The sequence below is a fragment of the Allokutzneria oryzae genome (genome assembly GCF_042429765.1).
In the GTDB taxonomy this organism is placed as follows: Bacteria; Actinomycetota; Actinomycetes; order Mycobacteriales; family Pseudonocardiaceae; genus Allokutzneria; species Allokutzneria oryzae.
Genome location: NZ_JBHLZU010000016.1, coordinates 13,625 through 40,217, shown reverse-complemented (window position 1 = coordinate 40,217; position 26,593 = coordinate 13,625). Strand labels below are relative to the sequence as shown.

Sequence of the window (26,593 nt, the reverse complement as noted above, 5' to 3'; positions counted from 1 at the left end):
GCGGTGGGTAGACTCTGGAAACTCTGGAATCTACGACCGAGCCCCGTGAGCGAGGGGGACCTTCACGTGCTCGTGCCGGATGCCGCCGACCGCCCGTCGGCGTCCGCCCCCGTCGTCACGCCCGTCGACCTGGGCCGTGAGCTGAAGTCCTGGCTGCGGCGCGGGGAGAACCGCCGGATCAAGGTCGCCGCGCTCGCGAAGCGGCTGGAGGTCTCGCAGAGCACGCTCTACGCCTACCTTGCCGGGACCACGCTGCCCCCGAGCCACGTGCTCGACGACCTGCTGTGCGCGCTGGGCCTGCCCGCCACCGAGCACCGCCGCCTGGTGACCGCGCGCGACGCGCTCCAGCGCAGGCGGACCGCGAGCGAGCCCGCCCCGCGCGCGTCGACCGCGCGCGAGCACCCGGTTCCCCGCGAGCTGCCCGCCGATCCCGGACCGCTGACCGGCCGCTCGGCCGAGCTCGGCGCGCTGGACCGGGTGCTGTCGAGCGGTGGCGCGCTCGCCGTGATCTCCGGTCCCGCCGGTGTCGGCAAGACCGCGCTGGCCGTGCACTGGGGCCACCGCGTCGCCGAGGAGTTCCGCGACGGGTGCCTGTACACCGACCTGCTCGGCTACGCGCCCTACGAGCCGCGAGACCCGGGCGATGTGCTCGCGGGATTCCTGCGCGGCCTCGGCCTGGCCGACGCCGACATCCCGGTCGACGGCGATGAGCGCGCGGCCAGGTTCCGCAGTGTGCTGGCGCAGCGGCGCGTGCTGGTTGTGATCGACAACGCCCGCGACGCCGGTCAGGTCCGGCCGTTGCTGCCGGGCAGCCGCGGTTCCTTCGTCGTGGTGACCAGCCGGACCGACCTGCCCGCGTTGCAGCTGAGGCCGGGTGCGCACCCCGTCGGCCTGGCCCCGCTCGTCCAGCGGGACGGCGTGGACCTCCTGCGGCTGCACATGATCGGCAGGGACAGCCCGCCGGAGGACGCCGTCCTGGCGCTCACCGAGCGTTGTGGCGGACTTCCGTTGGCGCTGCGCATCGTGGCCGCGTTGGCGTCCACCCGGCGGCAGCAGCCGTTGGCGGAGCTGGTGGCCGAGCTGATCGACGGGAGCCTGGGCCAGCTCGACGTCGGCGAGCCGGACGGTTCGGTCCGCGCGGTGTTCTCCTGGTCCGAGCGGTGCCTGGAGCCGCGCACCGGCGAGGTGTTCCGGTTGTTCGGCGTGCACCCCGCGCGGGACGTCGACGAGTTCTCCGCCGCCGCACTGCTCGGCGTGGACCCCGAAGCGGCCGTGGAAGCGCTCGACGGGTTGGCAGATGCCCACCTGCTCGCGCGGTGGTCCAACGGCCGGTTCGGCATGCACGACCTGCTGCGCGAGTACGCGGGCGAGCGGGCCGAAGCGACGATCGCGGAGGCGGTTCGCCGGGCCGCCGTCACACGGCTGCTCGACTACTACGTCACCGCGGGCGCCAAGGCGATCGAGGTCCTGCACCCGCCGGGCGCCAAGATCGAACCCAGCTGGCTGGTCGAGGTCGCCGTGCCGCCGCTGCGAACCCCGGCCGAGGCCAAGAGCTGGCTGGACGCCGAGTGGCAGAACCTCATCGCCGCGGTCGCCTTCAGCGCGCGGAACGGGTGGCCGCGGCACACCCTCCGCCTCGCGGCGGTGCTGCGGCGGCGGCTGGTCGACACGCACGCGCCAGGGGACGCGCTTGCCGTTCACGAGCATGCGCTCGACGCCAGCAGGCTCATCGGCGACCGGGCCGCCGAGGGCACCACGTTGCACCACATGGGAATGGCGCACACGCGGCTCGGCCGTCTCCGGGAGGCGCAGGAGATGTTGCGGCGTGCCATCGAGATCTGCCGCGAGGCCGGTGACAGCTACGGCGAGGCGGGCTCGCTGAACCACCTGGGCATCCTCTACGAACGGCTCGGCCGCTACGCCGAGGCGGTCGAGTGTTACGAGGCCGCGCTCCCCCTGGCTCGGGAGCAGCGGTTCCCGCACGGCGAGGCCGCGCTGCACACCAACCTCGGGTTCGCGCGCGGACGGCTCGGCGAGCACGAGCAGGCGATGCGGGACTGCATGGCGGCGGTGACCATGCACGAGGAGTTGGGCGACCCCGGCAGCATCGCCGGAGCGCTGGGCAACCTCGGCGAGGTGTACCGGCTCACCGGGCGCTACGCCGAAGCCCTCGACCACTACGACCAGGCGCTGACCAAGGCGCGCGAGGTGGACGCGGTCGGGGTGGAGACCGAGGTGCTGCGGTACATCGGGGAGACGCACTTCGCGGCGGGCAACGGTGCCGGGGCGCTCGCCGCCTACGAAGCGGCGCTGACCGCGGCGCGGATCACGGGGGACCGGTACGAGGAGGCACACGCGCTGGACGGACTGGGGCGAGCGCACAACGCCGAGGGCGAGGACGCACTGGCCCGTGAGGCTTGGCGGGAAGCGCTTGCGCTGTACCGGGAACTGGGTCTGCCGGACGCGCAGCGAGTCGGGGCGCTGATCAGCTCATAGCTCTCGCCTTGGCCACTGCCAGCAACGCGGTTCGTTGAGTCGGTACCAGGTCCGCGGCGGGAGAGGTCGGCCTCGCGCCCCGAAACCGCACTTTGACCGGGCCAACCCAGCTACCCGCCTCGCGCCGCTAGGTGGTCTCCTGCACATGGCAACACCACCTCACCACCCCCTGATCACCTCACCACCCCCTGCACCACCCCCCTGGCGCCCTCACCCCCCTGGCGCCCGCACCCACCTGCCGCCCTCACCCCCTGCCCCTCGTTTCGCGTTTTGTCACCTTGATGCGAAATGGGAGCGCTCTTTTGCGCATCAAGGTGACAAAACGCGAGAAGCCCGGCCACGCCAGCTGGCTCACGGGGGCACGGGGGCACGGGGGGAGGGGGACGCGGGGGGAGGGGGACGGGGTGGCGGCGCCTCGGGGGGTCGGGACGACTTGCAGGACGGGCCCTGGCCCCAGCGTGATGCGGATCTGTCGCGGGGCTGAATCCTTCGACCCACGCACCGACTCTTATAGGGGCCGGGACACACTCGGCGCTGGAGGAGGTTGCCCGTGAAGGCTGAGGCCGGTTGGCCGTCGGAGTCTCTGATCATCGCCGCACAGGGCGGGGACCCGGGCGCCATCGCTGCCCTGGTTTCGGGTTCGCACCCGCACGTGCAGCGCTTCGCGTTCTCGCTGTGCGCCTCGCCGGAGGACGCGGAGGACTCCGCGCAGGAAGCGCTGATCATCCTGTACCGCAAGATCGGCACACTGCGGGCCTCCGCCGCGCTCGCGTCGTGGATGTTCCGGATCGTGCGCAACGAATGCGTGCGCCGAGCCCGTCGGGCGTTGCGCGGCGACGACCCGGTGCTTCCCGGCACGGCGGGCTCCGCGGAGGACGACGTCATCCAACGGCTGGAGGCGCAACGGGTGGCCTCGGTGATCGCTGACTTGCCCGCCGACCAGCGTCGCGTCCTGATCATGCGGGACATCCAGGGCTATTCAGGTCGGGCGGTCGCTGACGCGCTCGGCCTGAGCACGCCCGCGATGAAGTCCCGACTGCACCGGGCCCGGGCGACGGTCCGCCAACTGCTGCTGCACGACCCGAGCGTTCCCCAGCAGCACGATCGATAGCCGTCCGCGGTGTCCTGCCTCGCGACCCGCTCCATTCCCGAACTTCTGTCCTTGCACGTGCGCCAACCGAGTCGCTCGGTGCTCGGGCAGTCACACCTCACGAGGAGCCCCTGATGCTCGCAACCGGATCCACCGTCCCTGACATCGCACTGGAGGACACCGCCGGACGTGCCGTCCGCCTCGGGGACTACCGCGGCACGGACAACGTGCTGCTCTACTTCATGCGCTCGACCACCTGTCCGGTCTGCAACAGCCACGTGAAGGACCTCGCTGGGCGTGCCGCCGATCTGGCGGCGGCCAACGTGCGCGTCCTGGTCGCGGTCCCCGAAGGCCGGGCCGAAGCCGCGGCCTGGCAAGCAAAGCGTGAGCTCCCGTTCCAGGTGGTCACGGGTCAGCGCGGCACGCCGCACGAGGCCGTCGGGCTGACGAAGAAGGTGTTCGGTGCCATGCAGCAGTCCGGCAGCCTGCTGATCGACCGGGACGGAGTCATCCGCCACGCCCACGCGGCGACCATGCCCACCAACAGCTACGACAGGAAAGGCATCACCAAGGCCGTCAACGACTTGCCGCGCCTTCCCTCATAGCGTGGGGGCATCGCCTGTGAGGAGGGGCGATGACCGAGATACGACGGTGCGGTGCGCATCGTCCGGGAGGCCGGTCGCGCAGGTGGCCCGGGAACCGGGTGGCGCCCTGGCCAACTGGGTGAGGAGGGATCGCCGTGCCCGTGGTGAGGGGCGCTGAGCGAGGACGGTGCCCTCTGGGGCTGCGAGGCGATGGGCGGGCAGTGAAGGTGGCCCGGCTCATCGCTACCCAGAGGGTCGAACGCGCTGTCCCACACGCCACAGTTGCAACCGCGGCTGGAGTACTAGCGCCTGTCCTGCAAGTCGCCCCGACACCCCGATGCCCCAAGGCGCCGCCGCCCCCGCGCTCCCCCGTGCCCCCGTGCACGCGTGAGCCAGCTGGCGTGGCCGGGCTTCTCGCGTTTTGTCACCTTGATGCGCAAAAGAGCGCTCCCATTTCGCATCAAGGTGACAAAACGCGAAAGGAGGGGCAGGTGGGTGAGGGCGCCAGGGCGCCAGGGGGGTGGGGTGGAGGGCGCCAGGGGGTGGTGGGGGCTGGGGGGGGCACTTGGTGGGCTCGGTGCGGTGGTGGCTGTGGGAAAGAACTCTGGCCCCGCCCTTCCGCGCCGAACTCGGCAACGACGAGCAGACCGAAGGCGCGGGAGTGAGTCACCGGCTGTGGTCGAGCACGTCCAGGTCGGGTGCGCAAGACCAGCCCAGGGCGGCGGTCCCGGATCCGCGCCACGGTCATCCAGAGCGTCGCAGGGGGCGGCTGGCGCAGTGGGCGCGGACGAAGGCGGCGATCCCGGCAGCGTCGAGTCCTTGGCTGGCGAGCAGGTCTCCGCGCGTTCCGTGGGGTAGGAAGCGCTGAGGCAGCGCGATGCCGTGCACGGGCACAGTGCAACCGGCGGCGCGCAGGGCTTGGTTCAGCGCTTGGCTGTAGCCGCCTGCGCAGCCGTTGTCCTCCACGGTGAGCACCAGGCGGAACGCCTCAGCTGCGGCGACCAGAGCCGGATCGACGGGCAACAGCCAGCGCGGGTCGACCACGGTGACGTCCTCGCCGGTCATGCGCAGCCGCGCCGCGGCGTCGAGGCCCGCTGCCACGCACGCTCCGCTGACCACCATCAGCACGCCTCCCGGACGGCCGCCGCACAGCAGGTCCGCGCCGCCGATCCGGCCGCGCGCGGGCAGCTCCGGCCCGGCGTGGCCCTTGGGAAAGCGCAGGGCGGTCGGCCCGGAATGGGACACTGCCTCGCGCAGCAACGCGCGCAGCTGTGGCTCGTCGCGAGGTGCCGCCACCCTGATCCCTGGTACCAGGCCGAGCAGCGACAGGTCCCACATCCCGTGGTGCGAGGCACCGTCGTTGCCGGTGATGCCGGCGCGGTCGAGGACGAACGTGACGGGCAGCCCGTGCAGGGCGACGTCCATGAGGACCTGGTCAAACGCGCGGTTGAGGAACGTCGAGTACAGGCACACGACCGGGTGCAGTCCACCGAGAGCCAGACCCGCCGCCGAGGTCACGGCGTGCTGCTCGGCGATGCCCACGTCGAACACCCGCTCCGGGAACACGCGCGCGAGTTCGTGCAGCCCGGTCGGGTGCAGCATGGCGGCGGTCACCGCGACGACATCCGGTCGCTGCCGGGCGATGTCGACGAGCTCCTCGGCCGTGATCGACGTCCAGGGCCGTCCGCCCGCATCACCGCTTCCGGGCGGGGAGAGCGCGTGCAGGTGGTCGACCTCGTCGTCTTCGGCGGCGGGGTAGCCACGGCCCTTCTGGGTGATGCAGTGCACGACGACTGGTGCGCGCAGTGCGCGGGCGGTGCGGAGGCTTCGCTCCAACGCGGCCGTGTCGTGCCCGTCGACCGGGCCCAGGTAGGCCAGCCCGAGTGCGTCGAACAACGCCGGTGTGCCGCCGTCGCGCGCCACGGCCAGGTGCGCTGCCACCGAGCCTGTCGTGGGCGAGTACGAGCGGCCGTTGTCGTTCAGGACGATGACCAGGGGCCGGTGCGGTGCGGCGCCGATGTTGTTGAGCGCTTCCCAGCACATGCCACCGGTGAGCGCGCCGTCACCGACCACCGCCACGGCGGCGCGGTCGTGCTCGCCGCGCAGCGCGAACGCTTTCGCCAATCCGTCCACATAGGACAGTGCGGTGGACGCGTGCGAGTTCTCCACGAGGTCGTGCTCGCTCTCGGCCCGGCTCGGGTAGCCGGACAAGCCGTCGGCCTGACGCAGCCGGGCGAAGGCGTCGCGCCGGCCGGTGAGCATCTTGTGCACGTAGGACTGGTGGCCGGTGTCCCACACGATCGCGTCCCGCGGTGAGCTGAACACGCGGTGCAGTGCGATCGTCAGCTCGACCACGCCCAGGTTCGGGCCGAGGTGCCCGCCGGTGCGGGTGACGTTGCTGATCAGCTCCTCGCGGATCTCGGCCGCCAGCGCGGGCAACGCGGTGGCGGGAAGCTCCCGCAGCCGTTCGAGCGAGGTGACGGTGTCCAGGTGCGAGGACATGCGCCGCTCACCCGCCGACGGCCGCGCGCAGCGTCTGCCGCAGCGAGCTCGCCGTGGCGATCACCGCGGTGGGTTCGTAGCCGCAGTGCGCCATGCAGTTGGCGCACCGGGGGTCGCGCCCGCGCCCGAAGCGCGACCAGTCGGTGTCCTCCAGCAGTTCCCGATAGGTGGCCGCGTAGCCGTCGTCGAGCAGGTAGCAGGGGCGTTGCCAGCCTTTGAGCGAGTAGGACGGGATGCCCCACGCGGTGCACCGGAAATCGACCTTGCCGGCGAGGAAGTCGAGGAACAGGGGGCTGTGGTTGAGCCGCCAGCGTTCGCGCCGCCCGTCGGCGAACGCCGTGGCGAACAGCCCGCGGGTCGCCTCCACGCCGAGCCAGTGGTCCTGGTCCGGTGCCTTGCCGTAGGCGAAAGCCGGTGAGATCTGCATGTTCTCCACGCCGAGCTCGTCGTTGAGGTAGTCGAGCACGTCGATGACGTCGCCGGGGGTGTCGGTGTCGAAGAACGTGGTGTTGGTCATGACCCGGAACCCGGCCGCCTGCGCTTGCCGGATCGCGGCCACCGCGTCGTCGAACACCCCCTGCTTGCACACCGACGCGTCGTGCCTCTCGCGCAGCCCGTCGATGTGCACCATCCAGGCGAAGTCGCGGTGCGGGGCGAACCGGTGCAGGTGCTTGGGGAGCAGCACGGCGTTGGTGCACAGGAACACGATCTTCCGGCGGGCCAACAGCCGTCGCACGATCTCGTCGACCTGCGGGTGCATCAGCGGTTCGCCGCCCGCGATGGAGACCATCGGCGCGCCGCACTCCTCGGCCGCGGCGACCGCCTGCTCGACCGGCATCCGCTGCTTGAGCAGCGCGGCCGGGTGCTGGATCTTGCCGCAGCCCGCGCAGGACAGGTTGCACGCGAACAACGGCTCCAGTTCGAGCAGCAGGGCGAACTTCTCCCGTCGCAGCAGCTTCTGCTTGAACAGGAACGCGCCAAGGCGCATGGACTGGCGCAGTGGCATGGCCATGATCAGCTCACCTCCGTTGTCGGCGTGGTCGGGTCGAGCCCGGACAGCGCGTGGATGACCTCCTCGACCGGCTCCGGCGGGACGGACGCGTCCGCGACGACCCCGATCCGCCGGGCTCCTGCGAGCCAGCGCAGGTCGACCCCGGTGACGTCCTCGACGAGATGTGCCCGCGCTCCGTCCCATCGTGAGACATCCACCAGATGACGGGAGTCGGATCCGACCACCAGCACCAGGTCCGCGCCCCGGGAGACGCCGCGGAGGATCTCTCGGCGCCCGATGGCCGCCGCCCACCACTCGAAGGCGGGCACCGCGACTCGCAGCGCCCGGAGCGCGCGCACACCACGGCCCACCGTTCCGAGCGCCCACAGCGCGTGATCCTCAGTATCCACAATGGACCGAACTACGGCGACGGGGCCGCTGGTCGCCGCCGCCAAGGTGGCTGACTCCAGGTCGACGGCCAGCGCGCCCGTGCTCGCCAACCGCTTGCGCCGGTCACCGGTGGCGATACGGTCGGTCGTCCCAATGTGTCCATAGTGGACGGTCAAGCCCAGGTGGCGCAGCGCGCGGGCAAGCAGGGGAGCGGACGGGAGCTCCACCCGGTGCCCATCGGCGGTGACGGTGCCCGCGACCACGAGGTCACCGGGCCGCACCTGGGGAGCGAGACCGCCGCCCACCCCTGCGATCAGCACTGGACCGTCGGTACGCGGCAACGTGGCCGCGCGGCCGATTCCGGTGCGCACCAGGCTCAGGGACCGCGCGGCAGGACGGACCGCGGCCCGTTCCACCCGCAGCGGCGTGGCCAGGATCGCGTTCATCGCAAGTACCTCCCCAGCGCGCTGATCGGGAACACCTGGCGGTACAGGTGGTAGGAGATGTAGAAGTCGCCGGGGAACCCGGTGCCGGTGTGGTACGGCTCCTCCCAGTGGCCGTCATCGTGCTGGGTGGCGCACAGCCAGGCGACGCCGCGTCGCACCGCGCTTGAGTCCTCACCCGCGGCCAGCAGCGCCAGCAACGCCCACGCGGTCTGTGACGGTGTGGACTCGCCACGACCGACCCAGGCCGGGGCGCGGTACGAGCGCAGGTCTTCTCCCCAGCCGCCGTCGTCGTTCTGGTGGTTCTCAAGCCAGCGCACCGCGGCGCGAATGCATGGCTTCCGCGCGGGCACACCGGCGGCGATCAGCGCCGGTACCACCGCGCCGGTGCCGTAGATGTGGTTGGCGCCCCAGCGGCCGAACCAGCTGCCGCCTGCCTCCTGCGCTTTCAGCAGCCACCGCACGCCACGGCGGCATTCCGGGGAGTCCGCCTTGCCCTCCGCCGCCAGCATCTCCACGACGTGCGCGGTGACGTCGGCGGACGGTGGGTCGATCACCTCGCCGAAATCGCAGAAGGGCAGCGCCCGGGGCAGTGCGCGGGTGTTGTCGGCGTCGAAGGCGGCCCAGCCGCCATCGGCGGACCGCATGCCCAGCACCCAGGCGATGCCGCGGTCGAGCGCCGCGCGCAACCGGTGCGGATCGGTGTGGTCGACCCGGCGCAGCGCCAGCAGCACCTCGGCGGTGTCGTCGATGTCGGGGTAGGTGTCGTTGGCGAACTCGAACGCCCAGCCACCCGGCGCCTGCGCGGGCCTGCGCACCGCCCAGTCCCCGCGCACCGTGATCTCCTCGCCGAGCAGCCAGTCCGCCGCCCGGCGCAGCGCCTCGTCGTCGGCAGGTGCGCCGGCGTCGCGCAGGGCGACCATGGCCAGCGCGGTGTCCCAGACCGGCGACTGGCATGCCTCCAGCCTGCGCACCCAACCGTCCGGGGTGCGCTCGCGGACGGTGAACCCGTCCAGCCCGGCGATCCCGGCCTTGAGCGAGGGGTGGTCCAGCGGGTAGCCGAGCAGGTGCAGCGCGAGCAGCGAGTAGACCCAGGGGGGCTGGATGCCGCCCCATGACCCGTCGGCCTCCTGGCGGGCCAGAATCCACTCGGCGGCGCGGCGCAACGCCAGTCGGCGCAGGGGGCGCAGCGGACGCCGGGCGTAGCGGGCGAGCACCCGGTCCAGCCGCTGGAAGAAGCCGCTCCAGGTCCACGGCGCGGCGAACGGCTCCGGCGGCGCGCCGGTGCGCAGCTCGTCAACGCCGAAGGGCAGCGGGCGCACCGGCCGCACGGTGCCGACCACGGTCAGCGGCACGACGGTCTGCCGCGCCCAGCAGGCGAAGTCGTAGATGTTGAGCGGGAACCAGCGCGGGAGGAAGATCATCTCCGGTGGCAGCTCGGGCAGCGACTCCCACGGCCACAGCCCGAACAGCGCCAGCCAGATCCGGGTGAACACCCGGGTGTGCTCCAGACCGCCGTGGGTCCGCACGAACAGCTGCGCGCGGGTCATGTGCTCGGCGTCGGCGGGGTCGCCGGCCAGCCGCAGCGCCACCCACGCCTCGACGGTGGTGGACAGCTCTCCTGGGCCGCCGGGGTAGGTGGCCCAGCTGCCGTCGTCCCGCTGCTGGGACCGGATCCAGCGGGCCGTCTCCTGGGTCTGCTGGTGCTGGCGGATGCCCAGGAACTCGCGCAGCAGCAGGTCCTCGGCGTCCATGGTGACGTTGCTGGCCAGCTCGCCCTTCCAGTAGCCGTCCGGGTGCTGCCGCCCGCGCAGGTCGGCCACCGCCGCCGCCAGCGCCTGGGAGGCGGTCCGGGCGCGGGGTTGCTCGACGGCCGATGCCATTCAGTGCTCCCTGTCCACGACGAAGCGGGCGATGTCGATCAGTTCGGCCCGTGGCGCCGCGGGGATGGCCGCGGTGCGCAGAGCCTGCTCGGCGGCGGCGACCCGGCGGCGTGCCTCGGCGGCCGCCCAGTCCCGGCCGCCGGCGGCCGCCACCAGCGCGGCGCCGCGGCGCAGCCCGTCCACGCCGGTGTCCCTGGCGTCGGCCAGCCAGTCGGCCAGCGCGTTGCCAGCGGGGGTGCCGCTGTTCACCGCGTGGCACACCGGCAGGGACTTCTTCCGCGAGCGCAGGTCGGAGAACACCGGCTTGCCCGTGGTGGCGGGGTCCCCCCAGATGCCGAGCAGGTCGTCGACGAGCTGGTAGGCGAGGCCGAGCTGCGCGCCGTATTCGGCCAGCGCGGTCACCACCGGGCCGGGCGCGTCGGACAGCACGGCTCCGATGGCGGCGCTGGTCGACAGCAGCGCCCCGGTCTTGGCCGCGCACATGTCCAGGCACTCGGCCGGCGTCACGTCGTCGCGGCGTTCGAACTCCAGGTCCAGCATCTGCCCGCGGACCAGCTGCCGGGTGGTCGCGGCGAGCAGCGTGCCTGCCCGCGCCGCCTGCGGCGTGCCTGCCTCGGTCAGGATCTCCTGCGCCAGCGCGAGCAGCGCGTCACCGACCAGGATCGCCGTCGCCGGGCCCCACACCGACCACACCGTGGGCCGGTGCCGCCGGGTGCGGTCGCCGTCCATCAGGTCGTCGTGCACCAGGGAGAAGCTGTGCACCAGCTCCACGGCCACGGCACCGGGCAGCCCGGCCCCGTCCGGGGCGCCGGCGGCCGCGGCCGACGCCATCGCCAGGCCGGGCCGGACCGCCTTGCCCTCGTCGCTCGGCGGGCCGCCGTGGAGACCGGTGAAGCCGAAGTGGTAGGCGGCGACTGGTCGGATGTCCCGGTCCAGCCTGCCGAGGGCGTCGAGCAGTGCGGAACGCACGGTCCGCCGGCTGCGGTGCAGCACGTCCAGCGTCGTGGTCACGCCACCACCTCCTCCGCTGCCCGATGCCGGTGTTCGAGCAGGGCGTGGGCGGCGGTGTCGCCGCTGCGGACCGCGCCCTCCATCGTGTCCGGCCAGCCGGTGGCGGTCCACGCGCCTGCCAGGTACAGCCCGGCGGCCCCGGTGACCGGCCCGGGCCGCAGCGCGGCCGTGCCGGGAGCCGGGCGGAACGTGGCGTGCCTCTCCCGGGTGACGAAGAAGTCCGCCACGTGGGCCTGGGGAAGGCCGGGCAGCAGGCGGCCCAACTCGGGCAGCAACGCCATCCGCAGCGCCGCCACGGGCCGGTCGATCTCCTCGTCGGCCGCGGACAGCGACAGCGCCAGGTACTGGCCGTTGGCGAGCCCGGACTGCCGGGTCCGGTCGAAGACCCACTGCACTGGACTGCCGACACCGGCGACGAACGGGTGGGGGAGGACGGGCCGATCGAGCACCACGTGCACGTTCACGATCGGACTCGACCCCAGCGCCGCCGACCAGCCGGGAGGCCGGGCGACCGCGCCCGGGGGCAGCAGCCGCTCAGCCGCGGACGGCGGGACCGCCAGGACCACCTGATCGGCAGTGCCCGTGTCCCGGTCGGTGACGATCCGCCAGCCCCGGCCCAGCGGTTCGATCGCCCGTACCCGGGAACCGAGGCGGACCCGCGCCCCGGCCTCGGCCAGCCGCGTGCGGGCGGCGTCGCCGTGCAGACGGCCCAGCGGGACCTGGGGCCAGCCGATGTCGGCGGCCGTCGGGTCCGACAGCAGGCCCTGCTGGAACATCGCGGCCGCCTGCGCCAGCGAGGCGTACTCGGCGTGGACGTTCAGCGCAGGCACCGCGATCAGCTCCCACAGTGCCGTGATCGCCCGGGGGCTCTGTCCGTGCCGGGCCAGCCAGGCGGCGAAGGACTCCCGGTCCGCGCCGGGGTCGCCGGGATCGACTCGGCGCAGGGCCAGAGCGGCGCGAGCGAACCGCACTCGGTCGGGCAGCGGCAGGGACCGGTAGCGCAGCAGTGACCCGGCCAGGTGCAGCGGGGCGGGCGCGATGCCGCGCCGCAGCCACGACTCGCCGCGCAGGCCGGGGGCGCGGACCGGGATCGCCAGCCGGTCTTGCAGCACCACCGAATCCGCCATGCCGAGCCGGTCGAGCAGTGCGCGGTAGGCGGTGCAGCACCGCAAGAACACGTGCTGCCCGTTGTCCACCCACAGATCGCCGCGGCGGAACGAGTAGGTGAGCCCGCCCAGCCAAGGGCGTGCTTCGAACAGCCGCACCGAGCAGCCGGCCGCGGCGCAGCGCAGCGCGGCGGCGATGCCCGCGAGACCGCCACCGATCACCGTCACCCGCCCGCTCACCGTGCCACCCCCAGCAACGCCCGGCCCGCGATGGCGGCCTTGTGGCGGGTGGACAGCGACAGCCGTTGGTCGAAGACCAGTGTCGGATCGGCGGCGATCCGATCGAGCAGCCCCCGGTAGATCCCGGACATCGTGCCGCAGCAGGCGGCGCTGCGCCGGTCGAGCAGGGGCAGCAGCCGTTGTCCACGGCCGAACCACCACCGCGCCCGCTCTGCCAGCTCGGACACCAGCGCCGCCAGCCGGTGCTCGGGGTCGATCAGCCGCCCGCGCTCGTCCAGCGCCAAGCGCACCCCGAACCGGTCCAGGTCCTCCTGTGGCAGGTACACCCGGCCGACGGTGAGGTCCTCGCGGATGTCGCGCAGGATGTTCACCTGTTGCAGCGCGATTCCCAGTGCGTCGGCAAGGCGAGGGGCCTCCGGATCGGGCCGGCAGCCGAACACCCCGAGGCACAGCCTGCCGATCGACCCCGCCACCCGGCGGCAGTACCGGACCAGCTCGCCGAAGTCGGCGTAGCGCCGCTCGGTGAGGTCCATCTCGACGTCCAACGCCACTCCGTCGACGAGCTCGGTGAACGCGGGAAGCGGGATCGGGTAGCGGCGTGCGGCGTCGGCGACGGCGATCAGCACCGGATCGGCCGCAGTGTCCATTTCGGACAGAGCGCGGCGGGCCGCGTCGAGCGCCGCCCGCTTCTCGGCCGGCGGAGCCGGTTCGTCGCCGATGTCGTCGATCCTGCGGGCCAGCGCGTACACCGCGCACAACGCGACCCGCTTGTCCTTGGGCAGCAGGGAGATGCCGTAGTAGAAGTTGCGGGCCGCGGACCGGGTGATCGCGGTGCAGTGCCAGTAGGCCCGGCTGGTGTCGGCGTCGGTGATCATCCCGCGCCCCGTTCGCCACTGCGGCACAGCAGGACGACGAGGTGCCGCAGCAGGTCTCGGCGCCGACCTCGGACCAGGCGGGACACCACGTCGCCGTCCGCGCGGCGCACCGCGTCGATCGCGGCACGGCCGCCAGCCACGTACCCGGCGACGGCGATCCGCGCCCACCCCCGCAAGCGGCCCACCAGCGGTGCCCCGGATTCCAACAGCGCCGAGGTGCGCCGCACCTCGAACAGGATCAGCCCGCGCAGCGCGGGCGAGGCCGGGCTCCTGCCGAGCTCGGGTTCGGCCACGCCGAACGCCGCGAGGTCGGCCTGCGGCAGGTACACCCGCCCGGCGCCGTAGTCCTCGGCCACGTCCTGCCAGTGCTCGATGAGCTGCAACGCGGTGCACACCCGGTCGGACAACGCGACCGCACCCGGTGCCCGCACGCCGAACACCGCCAGCACCAGCCTGCCGATCGGATCGGCCGACAGCGCGCAGTAGCCCAGCAGGTCGGCATGGGTCGAGTAACGCGTGACGCGCTGGTCCCGCAGGTTGGCCTGAACCAGCTGGTGGAACGGCACGGGGTCGAGTCCCCGCCTGCGTGCCACCGGGACCAGAGCGCGCAGCACGGGATGCTTCGGCGCCGAGCCCTCCCAGACGCGACCGAGGTCATCGGCGAACGCCGTCAGCCGCGCCTCGCGATCGCCCGGTGCCTCGTCGCCCAGGTCGTCGATCGTCCTGGCCACCTCGTAGATCGCGATCAGGTCGAGCCGCAGCCGTCGCGGCAGCAGGCGCATCGCCACCGGGAAGTTCTCCGCGTGTCGCTGACGGCGCAGCGCGCGGCCGGTACCCGGGGCGGAAGCAGCGGATCGAGTCATCGCCGACAGCGTGCAGCAGCCCGGCCGAGGATTTCTGCTCGCGGATGGTTAGTTCAACGCCGCCCGGTTATCACAGGAGCGCAAGCGATCCTGACGTCCGGGAGGGCACGTCTGTGCATCGACACTCCGACTTCGCCGGTCTGGCCGACCTCGCTCCGGCCCTCGTCGCGCGCGTGCCCACGACCCTGCGAGAGGTCGGGGGACTGCTTGAGGAGGAGCACCCGGACTACGCCCGGTTCCTCACCGAGCAGTTCGACGAGATCGTCGCCGGTGCGAAGCTGTTCATGATGCGGCTGGTCAGCCCGGCGGGCCAGGACCGCGCCGAGCTCTCGTCCGGGGTGGAGCAGGCGGCGTTCGAGGAGATCGGCAGGCAGCACTGCCGTGAGGGCCGCGAGGTGACCAGCCTGCTGTCGGCCTACCGGATCGGCGCGCGGGTGGCCTGGCAGCACGCCACCGAGGCGGCGCTGGCGCACGGTGTTCCCGCCGCCGCCCTGGCCTCGCTCGGATCGACGCTGTTCGCGGCGGTCGACCAGCTCTCCGCCGCGTCGCTGCGCGGTTTTCTCCGGGAGCACACCTCGACGGTGTCGACGCGGGAACGCTTGCGCGAGGAGCTCGCGGAGCTGCTGCTGTCCGGCCGCGCGGACATCGCCGACGTCCGGGCGGCATCGGCGCGGGCGCACTGGCCCGTGCCACGGGAGACCACGATCGTGCTGGCCGACCCGGACAGCGATGTCGCCCGTGCCCTGCTGGGCTTCGACGGCAACGCGTGCCTGCGGGTGCGGCAGGAGGACGCACTGGTCGTGATCGTGCCCGACCCGAACGGTCCGGGACGGCGCGGTCGGCTCAGCGCCGCACTGCGCGGTGCTGGCACCGTGGTGGGTCCCGTCGTTCCGGTTGACGGGCTGGCGACCAGCCTGTCGGTGGCCCGGACCGCCGCGCGTCTGCGCCGTGCCGGAGTGCTGACCGATGATCCCCTGTTCACCGACGAGCACCTGGACGCGCTGATCGTGCACCAGGACGACCGGCTGCTCACCGTCCTGCGGCAACGCCACCTCGCCCCGCTGGCCGGTCTTCCCGGGCATGCCCGGCAGCGGCTGGAGGACACCCTGCGCAGCTGGCTGCGCAACCTGGGCGACCGCAGGGCGATCGCCCAGGAGCTGCACATCCACCCGCAGACCGTGTGCTACCGGCTGCGCCAGCTGCGGGACCGGTTCGGTGACGCGCTCGCCGACCCACGCGTCCGGCAGTCGCTCATGCTGGCGCTGGCGTGGGAGCCCGACGCCGCTCACGAGCCCCCGAACCGGGCCGCGAGCCAGCGGTAGGCGGAAGGCGCCACAACCCGGAGCGCGGCCGGGACCGCCAGCCAGCCGGGCACGTGCCGTTCGGCCCGGCCTGTGACGATCATCCGCTCGATCACCGCCGCGACGGTCTCCGGTGCGACGGGCCGTGGCAGGGAGCGGCGGTACGGGCGGCCGCGACGTGCGAAGAACGGCGTGGCGACGACACCCGGAACGACCACGCTCACCCCGAGCCCGGTACCGGCGAGCTCGAACCGCAGGCTCTCGGCGAACCCGTCCACGCCCGCCTTGCTCGCGGCGTACACCGCTTCCTCGGCGACGCCGGTGCGCGCGGCGATCGAGCCGACGTAGACCAGCCGGCCGTGCCCACGCGCCAGCATGCCCGGCAGCAGCGCCCGGGTCAGCTCGATGGGCGAGACCAGGTTGACCGCGACCACCTCGCCGACCTGGGCGCCGGTCATCGCGGGCAGCGGGCCGCACCAGCCGCGGCCCGCGTTGCTGACCAGCACGTCGACCTGCCCCGCCACCTCCACCGCCGCACGGGCGAGCGCCCGGGCACCGGCCGGGCCCGACAGGTCGACGGTCAGCGCTGTGCCACCGGTCGCGGCCGCCACCGCGGTGAGCCGGTCCGCGTCCCGCCCGTGCAGGACCAGCCGCGCGCCCGCGCCCGCCAGCCGGTGTGCGGTGGCCGCTCCGATCCCGGACGACGCTCCGGTGACGAGGACGACGCTGCCTGCGATCCGCATGGCGCTCAGGACGTCCCCGCCGGTCGTGCGCCCAGCCGCAGCACGATGCCCTCCCGGCGCAGGCAGTGGCGGAACCAGAGCAGCGACGCCAGCGCGGCGAGCGTGACGAAGGTGTACGACCCCGCGGTGCTGACCACGAGGAAGTCCCCGAGCGTCGCCTCGATCAGCACGATCAGCGTGCCCGCTCCGTTGACGGCGAACACCAGGGCCCACAGCAGCGACACCTGCTGGAAGAACCGCCGCACCCGTGGATGGCCGGACAACGTGTCGGGGAAGGCGCAGAAGTCGCTCGCGAGCCTGGCGAGGAACGGCCGCCGCAGCGGTGCCGAGGCGAGCAGCGCGGCCGCGAGGAGGAAGTTCTGCAGGGTCGGCTGGAGGAAGTACAGCAGCGTGCTCCCGGTGAGCAAACCGGCAATGGTCCGGCCCACCAGCACCGCGGTGGTGATGACCAGCACCGCGGGGACCGGTGTGCGCCGCACCAGTCGCCAGCCCACCGCCGCCACCGACCAGGACAGTGCGGCCACCATCGCGCCGGAGACACCGGTGAGGGCGAACAGGAGGTAGAACAGGCCCGCCGGTACCAGCACGGCCTCCAGCAGGTGGCGGCCCGACTGCCAGGCCAGTGCTCGCAGGGACGGGAGGTGGACGGTCAGCTGTGGTCGCGTCACGCGCGTCGGTCTTCCTCGTTCCGGAGGCCGGGACCCGCGCGTTCGCTTCGCGGCGGACCGGTTCTCGGTGTGCTCTCCCTCCAGCCTACTGGCAGCCGGGCGCGGCGGCGGGTTGCGCGCACACGCGTATTTTGGCCTCACACAAAGGAATTCCTGGGTTGGTCCTTCCGTCCCGCAGGTGACCGCGCCGCTTCTGGTTGCGGAACCGCGCTCACCCGTCACCGTCGCCAGTGGATTCGGAGCCCTGGTCCGCGCCAGCCGAACTCGGCCGCGCGTCACGGTTGCGGTGCTCGATGACCGCGCGCACCACCGAACGGGTCGCGGCCACTGCGGGCACCGCGAACAAAGCGCCGACCACGCCACCTTCCGCGCCGCCGATCACCACGGCCAGCAGCACCACGATCGGATGCAGCCGGACGACATTGCCGGACAGCACCGGGTGCAGCACGTGGCCCTCCAGTTGCTGCACGCCCACAACGACGGCCAGAACCAGCAGGGCGGTCATGGGCCCGTTGCTGACCAGCGCCACCGCGACGGACAGCGTGCCGGAGATGAACGCGCCGGCGTAGGGCACGAACCCGCCGAGGAAGACCAAGGCCGCCAAGGCGAATGAGAGGGGGACACCCAGCGCCACGAGGCCGATGCCGATCGTCACCGCGTCGATGAACGCGATCAGCGCGGTCACTCGCACGTACAGCGACAGGCTGTGGAAGGCGCGGTGGCCGGCGTCGTCGAGGAGCTCCCGGGTCGCCGGACGCCAAGGAGTCAACAGGAATCCCCAGATGCGTGGACCGTCCGCGAGCATCAGCACGAGCAGGACCAGGGCGATCAGCGCCCCGGCCGCGAAGCGGCCAATGGTGGTGACGGCGTCGACGGTGCCGCTCACCACTCCCTGTTGGTGCTCGCTCAACCAGCGTTCCACTTGGTCGATCACGTTGCCGCCGACGGGCAGCCCTCCGCGTTCCAGCCACTGCCGCAGCCGGCCGAGACTGGCGACGGCCTGTCTGCCCAACTCGTCCGCGTTGCTGACCACGGTGTACACGACGAACGTCACCAGCCCGCCGACCAGGATGAGCCCGCCGATCACGGCGAGCGTCACCGCGATGCCCCGGGGGAGGTGACGTCGGCACAACCAACCCACGACCGGGTTGAGCACCGAAGCCAGCAGAAGGGCGACGATGAGCGGGATGAGGACGAAGCTCAGGTGTCGAACGGTGTCGCGCAGCGCCCACAAGGCGAGAAACACGACGAGCAGTTGGGCGGCGACGATTGCGCCGCGCCGCAAGGTTTCTGCAGTCAGGAACCGATGCCGGTCCGGTGCGGGGGTAGTCGGCACCAAGCCCGGCTACCCCCGGTGAAGTCCTGGAAACGGTGTGCCGTGCGAAGGGACGCCCCGTGTTCGGTTGGCGGGTCAGGGGAAATGCTGCGCGTGCACCTGCTCGGGATGACCCAGGTGAGGTTGTTCACCGTGATCGGTGTCGCGCTCTCGAAGCCGACGGTCCAGGGCGAGACGGCCAGCCACACACCGCCCAGGAACACCAAGCCGTCGACGGCCCGTGCCTGAGCAATCTCGGAGACCACTCCCACAGATCGGGATGCCCCTTGAGAGCTGCTGAGGTTGTCCTCGGATCGTTCAACTCCACGTGTCGCGGATTCCGCGATCTGGGCCTAAGCAACCGGATTGCCGTTGTGAGCGCGTCACAACCGTTCCCCGCCGCGAACGCACGGACGGGTCAGGTCCTGCGGGGGCCGGAGCGAGTGGCCTCCGCCTGCTCCGCCGCGAGCGCGGCCTGTGGCGCGAACTTGCTGAGCATCGCGATTCCCCCGACGAGCGCCGCCAGGGCGAGGACCTGGCCGATGACGGCGCCGGGTCCGTCGCTGAGCCGTTCGCCCAGCCACAGCACGCCGATGCCCAGGCTCACCAGGGGGTCCAGCGTGACGATCACGGCAAGCGCCGGGGCGATGGCCACTTCGACCCGGAAGGCGTTCTGGTTGAACACGAACCCGGCGATGCCGCACAGGGCGACCAGGTATATGTGCCAACTGCCCAGCAGCGCACCCAGGCCGCGCTGGAGGTCTGCGGTGGCGAGCTTGGCCAGGCCGGCCGCGACGCCGTAGAGCACACCGGTGGCGGTGGCCATGGCGAGCGCCCTGACCTGTCCGGAGCCGCAGGTCGCCACGGTGAGGCAGGCGGTGAGGGCCAGTCCGAGACCGACGGCCAGCCACGGGATGTCCGCCGGCACCAGTTCCCCCGGACCGGCGGTGGGCCGGCTCACGGGGAAGAACGTGGCGAGTCCCGCGACGCACAGACCCGAGCCGAGCAGAACCTCCTTGCTCGGCCGCTGCCTGCGCAGGGCCGCGCTGCTGATCACCGCGAAGAGCAGGGACAGCACCAGCAGCGGCTGCACGAACACCAGGGGAGCGGTGCTCAGCGCCACCCACTGCATCGCGATGCCCAGCCCGTTGGTGAGCAACGACGCCAGCCACAACGGCTGCCGCAGCAGGTGCAGGATCATGCCCAGCCGCATCGCGCCCCGCTCCGGCTCGCGCCGGGCCGCTCGGTGCTGCAGGGCGCCGGTCAGCCCGAAGGACGCGGCGGCGAGCACCGCGGCGGGCACCGCGATCCAGAGATCGGTGGCCGAACCGGTCACGGCGCACCACCGGTGTCCTCGGCGAGGTGGGCGAAGGCGGACCGGATGCCCTCGGCGAGCCGTTCGGCCAGCGGAGCGAGCTCGGTTGTCGTGGTGAGGCACAACAGCACCGAGTCGTCCCACATCATCGCGCCCCAGGCCAGCCCCGTCCCGGGTGCGAGCGCCAGCACCGGGTAGACCTCCGCCAGCCGCGTCCCGTGCCAGCGAACCTCCCGCCGCGGGCCGGGCAGCACCGTGCCCAGGCCGTTGAACCACCGGCCGTGGTACATGCCGCGGATGGCCGTCGCCCGTACCCTGGAGGGCAGCGCCCCGAGAGCGCGCACCACCGCGTGAGCCGCCTGCGGAACGCCCGCACGCACCCGGGCGCGCAGCGCGTCCGCCACCAGTCCGGCCCTGGTCGCGGTCTCCATCTCGTCCAGTGGCAGGTCCACCGGCACCGCTCCGGTCCGGTTGCCGGCCAGCCGCAGGGTGCTGGTCCCGCGCAGGGACCACGGGACCATCAGCCGGAACCGGCTGCCCGCAACGGGCCGCACGACCCGCCGCAGGCTCTCGGCGAACAACGCCGGGAGGAGTTCGCCGGGCGTGAGCCCGAGGGCACGTCCGACCGATCGGAGCTGGCCGGCCGGGAGCCGCATCAGCGCGTGGTGCCTGCCGGAGGTGGGCGACGGGGAGTCGAACGGCGTCAGCGGTGCCCGTCCCGCGCGGGCGAGCAGCCACAACCCGCGCAGCACCCGCATCGGTCTGCGACGTGCCCGGCGGCCGGGCACCGGAGGTCGGGGCCGGGCGGACCACGCCCGCCCTGCCGCGCCATCCGTGGCGGAGAGCAGCGCCTGGAGCGCGATGACCCCGTCGCCCAGCACGTGGTGCAGCTTGACCAGCAACGCGGTCCGTCCTCCGGGCAGCCCGGTGATCAGCCGTGCCGCGCTCAGTTGGCGCGCGGGGTCGAGCGGCTCGGAGAAGAACTCGTCCATCGCCGCCGTCAGGTTCACCTCACCGGTCCCGCCGACGACATCGACCAGCTGCCCGGGATCGTGGACGCCCGCCGACAGCGACCAGGTGTCACGCGGATCGCGGTGCAGTGTGCCGGTCGCCCCGGGGACACCGGCCAGGAACTCGGCCACCTGCTGCCGGGACGGTGGCGGCCCGACGTCGAAGACCACCGCGGTGCCGACGTGCTGCCCCGTGGTCTCCGAGTCCACGTGCACGAAGAGAGTGTCGGTCGCCGGCAGCGGATGCGGGGGCGGCGAGTCGGCGAGCCGGCGCAGCCCGTCCTCCAGCCGATGCGCGTCCAGGTGCCGGAGTACCGCCCGTTCGCACTCGCGCACGGCTGCCGGATCGGTGCCCAGCCGCTGGAAGGCCGAGGCGAGCTCGCCCGGCTCAGCGCACACCCGGGCCAACCCGGCCCGTGCCATCAGCTCCGCGTTCGCCCGGCCGTGGCCGGCGATCGGCTCGTGCATCAGCACGAACCGGCCGGAGGCGAGCGCCTCCAGCGCGGTCGCCCCACCGGCGTTGGTGACCACGACGTCGGCCGCGGTCATCAGCTCCGCCATGTCGTCGGTCCAGCCGAGCACCCGCACCCGCTGGTCGCAGGCGAACCGCGCTTCCAGCTCCCGCCGCAGCACCTCGTTGTGGCCGGCCACCACCACGACGACCGCCTCCGGAACACCGGTGACCAGCTCGATCACGCTCCCACCCGCCCGGCCGAAGCCCAGCGAACCGCACGAGACCAGAGCGACCGGGCCGGTCAGCGGCAGGTTGAGGCGGCGCCGCGCGGCGGCCCGGTCACCGGGGCGGAACCGCTGTGGGACCGGCGGCGCGGACACGGCGACCACCGCACCGGGCACCGCCGCCACCGCCGGTGCCACCGCGACCTCGTGCATGACCAGGTTCAGGTCCAGGCCGGCGTGCACCCATGACGGGTGCGGGGCGAAGTCCGAGACCCACGCCCCGATCGGCACCGGGAGCCCGCGGTGCGCCCGCAGCCACTCCAGCCCGCTGCTGCCCATCGGATAGGTGGAAATGATCAGATCCGGGCCGATGCGCTCGATGACACCGGCGAGCCGGCGGCCGCTCCAGGAACCGATGACCCGTTTGGCCGCCAGGGCGAACCAGCGGTGCCGCCACAGCTGGCGGTAGAAGAAGTCGTACACCCCAGGCAGGCGGCGCACGCTGAGCTCGTAGATCCCGCGGAACAGCGGGCCGACGCCGGGCCCCATCTCGTGCAGGACGTCGGTCCAGGACACGGCCACGCCGGGCCACAGCCGCAGCAGCGCCGCCCGCAACGCCCGGCCGGTGGCGTCGTGCCCGGCCCCCATGTCGGCCGACACGATCAGCGCTCGCCGCGGCCCTCGTTGCCCGCTCCCGCCTTCCGGACTGGATTGTCCACAGTGGAATAATCGGTGTCCTGGCCCGTTCCGGTGTGTCATGCGCGAGCCCATACCCACGTGGTCCGTGGACAAACAGGACGCCGGGAGCACACCATGCTTGGTGCGGTGGACGTCCGCGCGACAGACGCGCTTGGCCCGCCGCGCTGGTTTCCGCTGGTGGCGTAATGGATTCCCGGCACGTGGCCGCAGACCTACCGTGGCAGCACGACCTCACGGATCACGGGCACGGCCGCTGGCGTGCCGTGGGGGAGCGGACCACGTGATTCCGACGCCACCCCGTCCCCCCTCCCCCCCTCCCCCCCGTGCACGCGTAGGCCAGCTGGCGTGGTCGAGTTTTCGCGTTTTGTAGGCTTATTGCGCGAAAGAGCGCTCTCATTTCGCATTATGCCTACAAAACGCGCAACGGGGGGCGCGGGGGTGAGGGCGCCCGGGGGTGGTGAGGTGGTGTTGCCACGGGTAGGACGCGGTCTAGCGGATGTCTGCGGTTGGCGGAGCCCCTTGGGGGAGCAGTCCGACCAGTCGAGGGACGATGCGCATCAGGTCACAGTGCTGCGTAGCGCGTCGCCGTTCTGCTTGACACGGCCCTCCGCTGAGGACGCGAACTCAGATGCCACCTTTGGCCCATACGGCCGTGCGGTGGCTGTTGTTTCGATGAGCGCCGTGCACAGCCAATCGGTTGCGGCCACGCGTTTCCCGGCCGTGGGTGACTAGGTCAACGACCCCGTCCGGAAGGGATGTCGTTCAGGCGTTGGCCGCGAGTGCTCCGAGGTGTTCACCCCTCATGAGCTGGGGTTGTCGACCAGGAACAACCTGTCCGCCCGGAGCGTCTGTGGGCCGTCCGAGGCTCCTGCCCAGTGAGCGTGCGATACGTTGCCAGCCATGACAGAGCTCGGGCCCGTCGCTTGGCCGCCTGCCCCGATCAAGACCGAGCGGCTCGTGCTCCGCGAGTCCGAGGCCCGGGACCGCGCGGCGTTCATCGAGCTGTTCGCCTCGCCAGAGGTGGGCGCCTACACCGGTGGTCCTCGACCGCGTGATGAGCTGGAGCGCGCGGTGCCCGAGGTGCCCGGGCGGCGCCCTGGCTTCTTCGTGATCGAGCTCGACGGAGCGGTGATCGGCATGATCACGTTCGATCGGCGCGACGCGCGGCGTCCGGGTCCCGTCCGTCCGGACGCCGGGGAGGCCTGGCTCGGCTACATGTTCCTGCCGCAGGCGTGGGGACGCGGATACGCCTTCGAGGCGTGCGCGGCGGCGCTCGGCTGGTTCACCGACGCGCTTCCCGGCGAGCTGGTGGTGCTCTGCACCCAGACTGCCAACGACCGCTCGATGCGCCTCGCGGCGAAGCTGGGGTTCACCGAGGTGGAGAGGTTCGAGGCGTACGGCGCCGAGCAGTGGTTCGGCGAGTGGTCCTCGGTCACGCCGTCCTGTTGAGCTCGTGCCCGACAGCGCACGGGGATGGGCAATGTCAGCCGCGCTGCGCGCTGCTCAACCAGCTTGGAAATGCTTCAGCGCCACTCGTTACCGTGTGGTCACCACTCGTCCCCGCCGAGCATGAGGTGAGCACACATGGGCATGACCCTGGGCTACGTCGAAGTGACCCCCCAGCAGTTGGCCGATGTCGCTCACGACGGCGAGAAGGCCGAGGAGCTGTACGACGAGATCAGCGCTGACGAAACCGCTCTCGACGGGTTCGTCGAGAAGGCTTGGGACGGCATCCAGTACCTGCTCGACGCCGCCGGGGTCAACGTGGAGCTGCGCATGGACGGTGAACCCATCGACTACGACGGTGATGAGTTCACCGGCTTCAACCCGGACATGGTCCGTGGCATCGCCCGAAGCTTGAACGATGCCCCGTTCGAACGGCTCGCCCCGCACTACAACCCCATCGACATGATGGAACGGCAGATCTATCCCCGGTGCTGGGATGACGACCCCGACCAGTCAGAGCTGGAGTACCTCCGCTGGAACTACGCCACCCTGCGGACGTTCTTCGACACCGTCGCCCGCAACGGCAACGCCGCGATCGGCTGCTTCTCCTTCTAGCGGCTGTCGGCCCTGACCGCCGCCCGCCACGGGGGCGAGTCCTCCGAGCCGGCCGTCGGTCAGGACACACCCGGTGGCGCTGAGGTGCTCTTCGCCGCTCAGCATCATCCCGGCGGCTTCGGCAGCCTCCCCCACGCTATGGGTGGGCGGCCCGCAACCGCGAGCGCGACGGGTCCGTCCCGCGCGTCCCGGTCGCGGACCTTCCGTACCGCCTGCGGCGGTTCGGCCCCGCCCTCGGTCAGACGACGTTGGCTGCGATCAGCTGCCGCCAGATCTCACCCTGGTCGACGACCTCGACGCCGAGCTTCTCCGCCTTGGTGAGCTTGCTCTCGCCGACCCCGGCGCCGGTGATGAGCAGGTCGGTGTTCGCCGAGACCGACGACGCGGTCGTCGCGCCCGCCTTCTCGCACAGCCGCTGGAAGGTCGGTCGGGCGACCTTCTCGCCGGAGCGCGGGTCGCTGATCGCGCCGGTGATCACCACCGTCTTGCCTTCCAGCGGCGCCCCGGCCGCGACGACCGGCGGCAGGTCCTCCTCGCGGACATCCAGCGAGACGCCGGCCTCCCGCAGCCGCCGGAGCTCGGGGCGCAGCCGGTCGAGGTGCTCGATCAGCGAGGCGGCGACCTTCGGCCCGATGTCCTCAACGGCAACGAGACCGTCGACACCGGTCTCGGCGACCTCCTCCAGGGAGCCGAAGCCCGCGCGGCACAGCCGTGCGGCGGTGCCGTCGGAGGCCATCGGGATCGCGAGCCCGATCAGCGCCCGGCGCAGGCCGACCTGGCGGCTCGCGTCGATCGACTCGATCATGCGGCTGGCCGAGGTCTCGCCGATGCGGTCGAACTCCAGCAGCTGTTCCCTGGTCAGCTTGTAGAAGTCCGACGGGCGTTCCAGGATCCCCGCATCGGCGAGGCGTTCGATCCACACCTGTCCGATGGCGTCGATGTCGGCGGCGGCCCGTGAGGCCCAGTGGATCAACCGTCGTACGGTCTGCGCGGGGCAGGCCATGTTGGTGCAGAACAGTTCCCTGCTGTTGCCCTGTTCGGTGAGCGGCTGTTCGCACGACGGGCAGGCGGTGGGCGGCACGATCTCCCGCTCCGCGCCCGTGCGCTTGGACGCGTCGAGCACTCCGGCGACGAACGGGATCACATCGCCCGCGCGGCGCACCAGCACGGTGTCACCGATCTTGATGCCGCGGGCGCGGATCACCTCCTGGTTGGCCAGCGTCGCGCGGGTGACCGTCGTGCCACCCACGAACACCGGCTCCAGCCAGGCGACCGGGGCGATCTTGCCCGTCTTGCCGACGTCCCAGACCACGTCGGCCAGCACCGTGGTCTTCTCCTCGGCGGCGAACTTGAACGCCAGCGCGCCACGCGGTGAGCTCGACCGGGTCCCGGCGGCGGCGTAGGCATCGCGGTCGGCCAGCCGCAGCACGGCGCCGTCGAGGTCGTAGTCCAGGTCGTTGCGCTGCTGCTCGATCTCCGTGATCACCTTCTGCGCGGCGTCCGCGTCCGCGCAGTGGCGCATGGCCGCCGTGGTGAACCCGATCGTCCGCAGGGCGCGGTCGAGGTCGGCATCGGTGCTGTCGGGGTCGGTGTCCAGTTCGAAGGCGAAGAACCGCAGGCGCCGCTCGGCGACGGTGGCCGGGTCCTTGGCCCGCAGGGTGCCCGCGGCGGCGTTGCGCGGGTTGATCAGCGGCTTGTCCGGGTGCGCCGTGTTGTAGGCGGTGAAGGTGGAGCGCAGCATGACCGCCTCGCCGCGCACCTCGACCCGTCCCGGCGCGTCGATCCGGTCCGGCACCCCGTCGGTCAACGCCCGCACCAGCGTGGTCACGTCGTCGCCGGTCGTCCCGTCCCCGCGAGTGACCGCTCGTGCCAGCCTGCCGTTGTCGTAGACCAGTGCCAGTGACAGGCCGTCGAGCTTCGGCATGACCACCACCGGCTGCCCGGGGAAGCGGTCGAAGAACGCCGCGACCTGTTCGGGCTTGGTCGCTTTCTCCAGCGACAGCATCGGACGCGAGTGCCGGACCGGGGCGTGCAGCACCGTGGGCGCGCCGACCTGGTCCAGCGGGTTCGGATCGGGCGCCAGTTCCGGGTTCGCCTCGATCAAGCCGCGCAACTCGTCCTCGATCGCGTCGTACTCGGCGTCGGAGACCAGCGGCGCACCCCGGTAGTAGGCGTCGCGCAGCGCCACGACCCGGTTCGCGAGTTCCTGAACGCGTTCCTCAACCTTCACAGCACGCGACGCTACCTGCACCCACCGACACTCACGCGAAAGGTCGTGCACAGGGAATGCCTCGTCCATGATGGACGGACGGGCTACCGGTGGACGACC

General features: G+C 72.2%; 21 protein-coding genes. 7 read left to right on the top strand and 14 right to left on the bottom strand.

Translation table 11 applies throughout. The features are described from left to right. Positions 1 to 45 precede the first annotated feature (45 nt). The 3 genes from ACFFQA_RS18705 (at position 46) to ACFFQA_RS18695 (ending at position 4,191) form a co-directional block, all read left to right on the top strand. Entirely contained in the window at positions 46 to 2,496 is a 2,451-nt protein-coding gene (locus tag ACFFQA_RS18705) for an ATP-binding protein (RefSeq protein WP_377853487.1), read from the top strand. Between the two features lie 550 nt (positions 2,497 to 3,046). Next, the gene (locus ACFFQA_RS18700; protein ID WP_377853485.1) at positions 3,047 to 3,607 is read left to right on the top strand and encodes an RNA polymerase sigma factor; all 561 of its coding nucleotides are present in this window, start codon (positions 3,047 to 3,049) and stop codon (positions 3,605 to 3,607) included. A 113-nt stretch (positions 3,608 to 3,720) separates the two neighbouring features. After that, positions 3,721 to 4,191: a peroxiredoxin family protein gene (locus ACFFQA_RS18695; RefSeq protein ID WP_377853483.1), complete on the top strand. Its 471-nt coding sequence runs from the start codon at positions 3,721 to 3,723 to the stop codon at positions 4,189 to 4,191. A gap of 723 nt (positions 4,192 to 4,914) precedes the next feature. Here the strand turns inward: ACFFQA_RS18695 and ACFFQA_RS18690 are convergent. Genes ACFFQA_RS18690 through hpnC form a run of 8 tightly spaced genes read right to left on the bottom strand, consistent with a single transcriptional unit; the run spans position 4,915 to position 14,474 of the window. After that, positions 4,915 to 6,672 carry a 1-deoxy-D-xylulose-5-phosphate synthase gene (locus ACFFQA_RS18690; RefSeq protein ID WP_377853481.1) on the bottom strand — a complete coding sequence of 586 codons (1,758 nt, stop codon included), beginning with the start codon at positions 6,670 to 6,672 and terminating at the stop codon, positions 4,915 to 4,917. Between the two features lie 7 nt (positions 6,673 to 6,679). Then, entirely contained in the window at positions 6,680 to 7,684 is a 1,005-nt protein-coding gene (gene hpnH / locus ACFFQA_RS18685) for an adenosyl-hopene transferase HpnH (protein WP_377853479.1), read from the bottom strand. Positions 7,685 to 7,686: 2 nt separating this feature from the next. Then, a complete protein-coding gene (locus tag ACFFQA_RS18680; protein WP_377853477.1) occupies positions 7,687 to 8,499 on the bottom strand; it encodes a phosphorylase family protein in 813 nt (270 codons plus the stop codon). Beyond that, positions 8,496 to 10,379, bottom strand: coding sequence for a squalene--hopene cyclase (gene shc, locus ACFFQA_RS18675; RefSeq protein ID WP_377853475.1), 1,884 nt, complete (start codon positions 10,377 to 10,379; stop codon positions 8,496 to 8,498). Before shc ends, ACFFQA_RS18680 begins: the two co-directional genes overlap by 4 nt. Then, a complete protein-coding gene (locus ACFFQA_RS18670) occupies positions 10,380 to 11,390 on the bottom strand; it encodes a polyprenyl synthetase family protein (protein WP_377853473.1) in 1,011 nt (336 codons plus the stop codon). After that, positions 11,387 to 12,736, bottom strand: coding sequence for a hydroxysqualene dehydroxylase HpnE (gene hpnE / locus ACFFQA_RS18665; protein ID WP_377853471.1), 1,350 nt, complete (start codon positions 12,734 to 12,736; stop codon positions 11,387 to 11,389). Before hpnE ends, ACFFQA_RS18670 begins: the two co-directional genes overlap by 4 nt. Next, a complete protein-coding gene (hpnD, locus tag ACFFQA_RS18660) occupies positions 12,733 to 13,611 on the bottom strand; it encodes a presqualene diphosphate synthase HpnD (RefSeq protein WP_377853469.1) in 879 nt (292 codons plus the stop codon). The genes hpnE and hpnD overlap by 4 nt, the downstream gene beginning before the upstream one ends. Further along, on the bottom strand, positions 13,608 to 14,474 hold the full coding sequence (gene hpnC, locus ACFFQA_RS18655) for a squalene synthase HpnC (protein ID WP_377853467.1): 867 nt from the start codon (positions 14,472 to 14,474) through the stop codon (positions 13,608 to 13,610). The genes hpnD and hpnC overlap by 4 nt, the downstream gene beginning before the upstream one ends. Before the next feature lie 113 nt (positions 14,475 to 14,587). Here hpnC and ACFFQA_RS18650 point away from each other — a divergent pair, with 113 nt between their 5' ends. Beyond that, a complete protein-coding gene (locus tag ACFFQA_RS18650; RefSeq protein WP_377853466.1) occupies positions 14,588 to 15,796 on the top strand; it encodes a helix-turn-helix domain-containing protein in 1,209 nt (402 codons plus the stop codon). Here the strand turns inward: ACFFQA_RS18650 and ACFFQA_RS18645 are convergent. From ACFFQA_RS18645 to ACFFQA_RS18635, 3 genes are all read right to left on the bottom strand, one after another. Further along, positions 15,760 to 16,518 (bottom strand): SDR family NAD(P)-dependent oxidoreductase, encoded by a 759-nt coding sequence (locus ACFFQA_RS18645; RefSeq protein ID WP_377853464.1) that lies wholly within the window; start codon positions 16,516 to 16,518, stop codon positions 15,760 to 15,762. The genes ACFFQA_RS18650 and ACFFQA_RS18645 overlap by 37 nt on opposite strands. Before the next feature lie 5 nt (positions 16,519 to 16,523). Beyond that, positions 16,524 to 17,186 (bottom strand): VC0807 family protein, encoded by a 663-nt coding sequence (locus ACFFQA_RS18640; protein ID WP_377853463.1) that lies wholly within the window; start codon positions 17,184 to 17,186, stop codon positions 16,524 to 16,526. Positions 17,187 to 17,397: 211 nt separating this feature from the next. Continuing rightward, the gene (locus ACFFQA_RS18635; protein WP_377853461.1) at positions 17,398 to 18,471 is read right to left on the bottom strand and encodes an AI-2E family transporter; all 1,074 of its coding nucleotides are present in this window, start codon (positions 18,469 to 18,471) and stop codon (positions 17,398 to 17,400) included. Between the two features lie 135 nt (positions 18,472 to 18,606). Here ACFFQA_RS18635 and ACFFQA_RS38045 point away from each other — a divergent pair, with 135 nt between their 5' ends. Then, positions 18,607 to 18,750 carry a hypothetical protein gene (locus tag ACFFQA_RS38045; protein WP_446681685.1) on the top strand — a complete coding sequence of 48 codons (144 nt, stop codon included), beginning with the start codon at positions 18,607 to 18,609 and terminating at the stop codon, positions 18,748 to 18,750. Between the two features lie 169 nt (positions 18,751 to 18,919). Here the strand turns inward: ACFFQA_RS38045 and ACFFQA_RS18625 are convergent, their stop codons facing one another. Together ACFFQA_RS18625 and ACFFQA_RS18620 are read right to left on the bottom strand one after the other, a co-directional pair. Beyond that, a complete protein-coding gene (locus ACFFQA_RS18625) occupies positions 18,920 to 19,837 on the bottom strand; it encodes a DMT family transporter (protein ID WP_377853459.1) in 918 nt (305 codons plus the stop codon). After that, complete coding sequence (locus ACFFQA_RS18620; protein ID WP_377853457.1) at positions 19,834 to 22,164, bottom strand: WS/DGAT domain-containing protein; 2,331 nt, start codon at positions 22,162 to 22,164, stop codon at positions 19,834 to 19,836. The genes ACFFQA_RS18625 and ACFFQA_RS18620 overlap by 4 nt, the downstream gene beginning before the upstream one ends. 939 nt (positions 22,165 to 23,103) lie before the next feature. Between ACFFQA_RS18620 and ACFFQA_RS18615 the strand changes: the two genes are divergently transcribed. Together ACFFQA_RS18615 and ACFFQA_RS18610 are read left to right on the top strand one after the other, a co-directional pair. Then, positions 23,104 to 23,652 carry a GNAT family N-acetyltransferase gene (locus tag ACFFQA_RS18615; protein WP_377853454.1) on the top strand — a complete coding sequence of 183 codons (549 nt, stop codon included), beginning with the start codon at positions 23,104 to 23,106 and terminating at the stop codon, positions 23,650 to 23,652. A gap of 135 nt (positions 23,653 to 23,787) precedes the next feature. Next, positions 23,788 to 24,264 carry a YfbM family protein gene (locus ACFFQA_RS18610; RefSeq protein ID WP_377853452.1) on the top strand — a complete coding sequence of 159 codons (477 nt, stop codon included), beginning with the start codon at positions 23,788 to 23,790 and terminating at the stop codon, positions 24,262 to 24,264. A 238-nt stretch (positions 24,265 to 24,502) separates the two neighbouring features. Here the strand turns inward: ACFFQA_RS18610 and ligA are convergent, their stop codons facing one another. Beyond that, positions 24,503 to 26,494, bottom strand: coding sequence for an NAD-dependent DNA ligase LigA (gene ligA, locus ACFFQA_RS18605; protein ID WP_377853451.1), 1,992 nt, complete (start codon positions 26,492 to 26,494; stop codon positions 24,503 to 24,505). Between the last annotated feature and the right edge of the window lie 99 nt (positions 26,495 to 26,593).

Bases quoted from the DNA above. Each gene is read 5' to 3' on its own strand.
- ACFFQA_RS18695 (WP_377853483.1), top strand. From the start codon at position 3,721: ATGCTCGCAACCGGATCCACCGTCCCTGACATCGCACTGGAGGACACC.
- ACFFQA_RS18690 (WP_377853481.1), bottom strand. From the start codon at position 6,672: ATGTCCTCGCACCTGGACACCGTCACCTCGCTCGAACGGCTGCGGGAG.
- hpnH (WP_377853479.1), bottom strand. From the start codon at position 7,684: ATGGCCATGCCACTGCGCCAGTCCATGCGCCTTGGCGCGTTCCTGTTC.
- ACFFQA_RS18680 (WP_377853477.1), bottom strand. From the start codon at position 8,499: ATGAACGCGATCCTGGCCACGCCGCTGCGGGTGGAACGGGCCGCGGTC.
- shc (WP_377853475.1), bottom strand. From the start codon at position 10,379: ATGGCATCGGCCGTCGAGCAACCCCGCGCCCGGACCGCCTCCCAGGCG.
- hpnD (WP_377853469.1), bottom strand. From the start codon at position 13,611: ATGATCACCGACGCCGACACCAGCCGGGCCTACTGGCACTGCACCGCG.
- hpnC (WP_377853467.1), bottom strand. From the start codon at position 14,474: ATGACTCGATCCGCTGCTTCCGCCCCGGGTACCGGCCGCGCGCTGCGC.
- ACFFQA_RS18645 (WP_377853464.1), bottom strand. From the start codon at position 16,518: ATGCGGATCGCAGGCAGCGTCGTCCTCGTCACCGGAGCGTCGTCCGGG.
- ACFFQA_RS38045 (WP_446681685.1), top strand. From the start codon at position 18,607: ATGCTGCGCGTGCACCTGCTCGGGATGACCCAGGTGAGGTTGTTCACC.
- ACFFQA_RS18615 (WP_377853454.1), top strand. From the start codon at position 23,104: ATGACAGAGCTCGGGCCCGTCGCTTGGCCGCCTGCCCCGATCAAGACC.
- ACFFQA_RS18610 (WP_377853452.1), top strand. From the start codon at position 23,788: ATGGGCATGACCCTGGGCTACGTCGAAGTGACCCCCCAGCAGTTGGCC.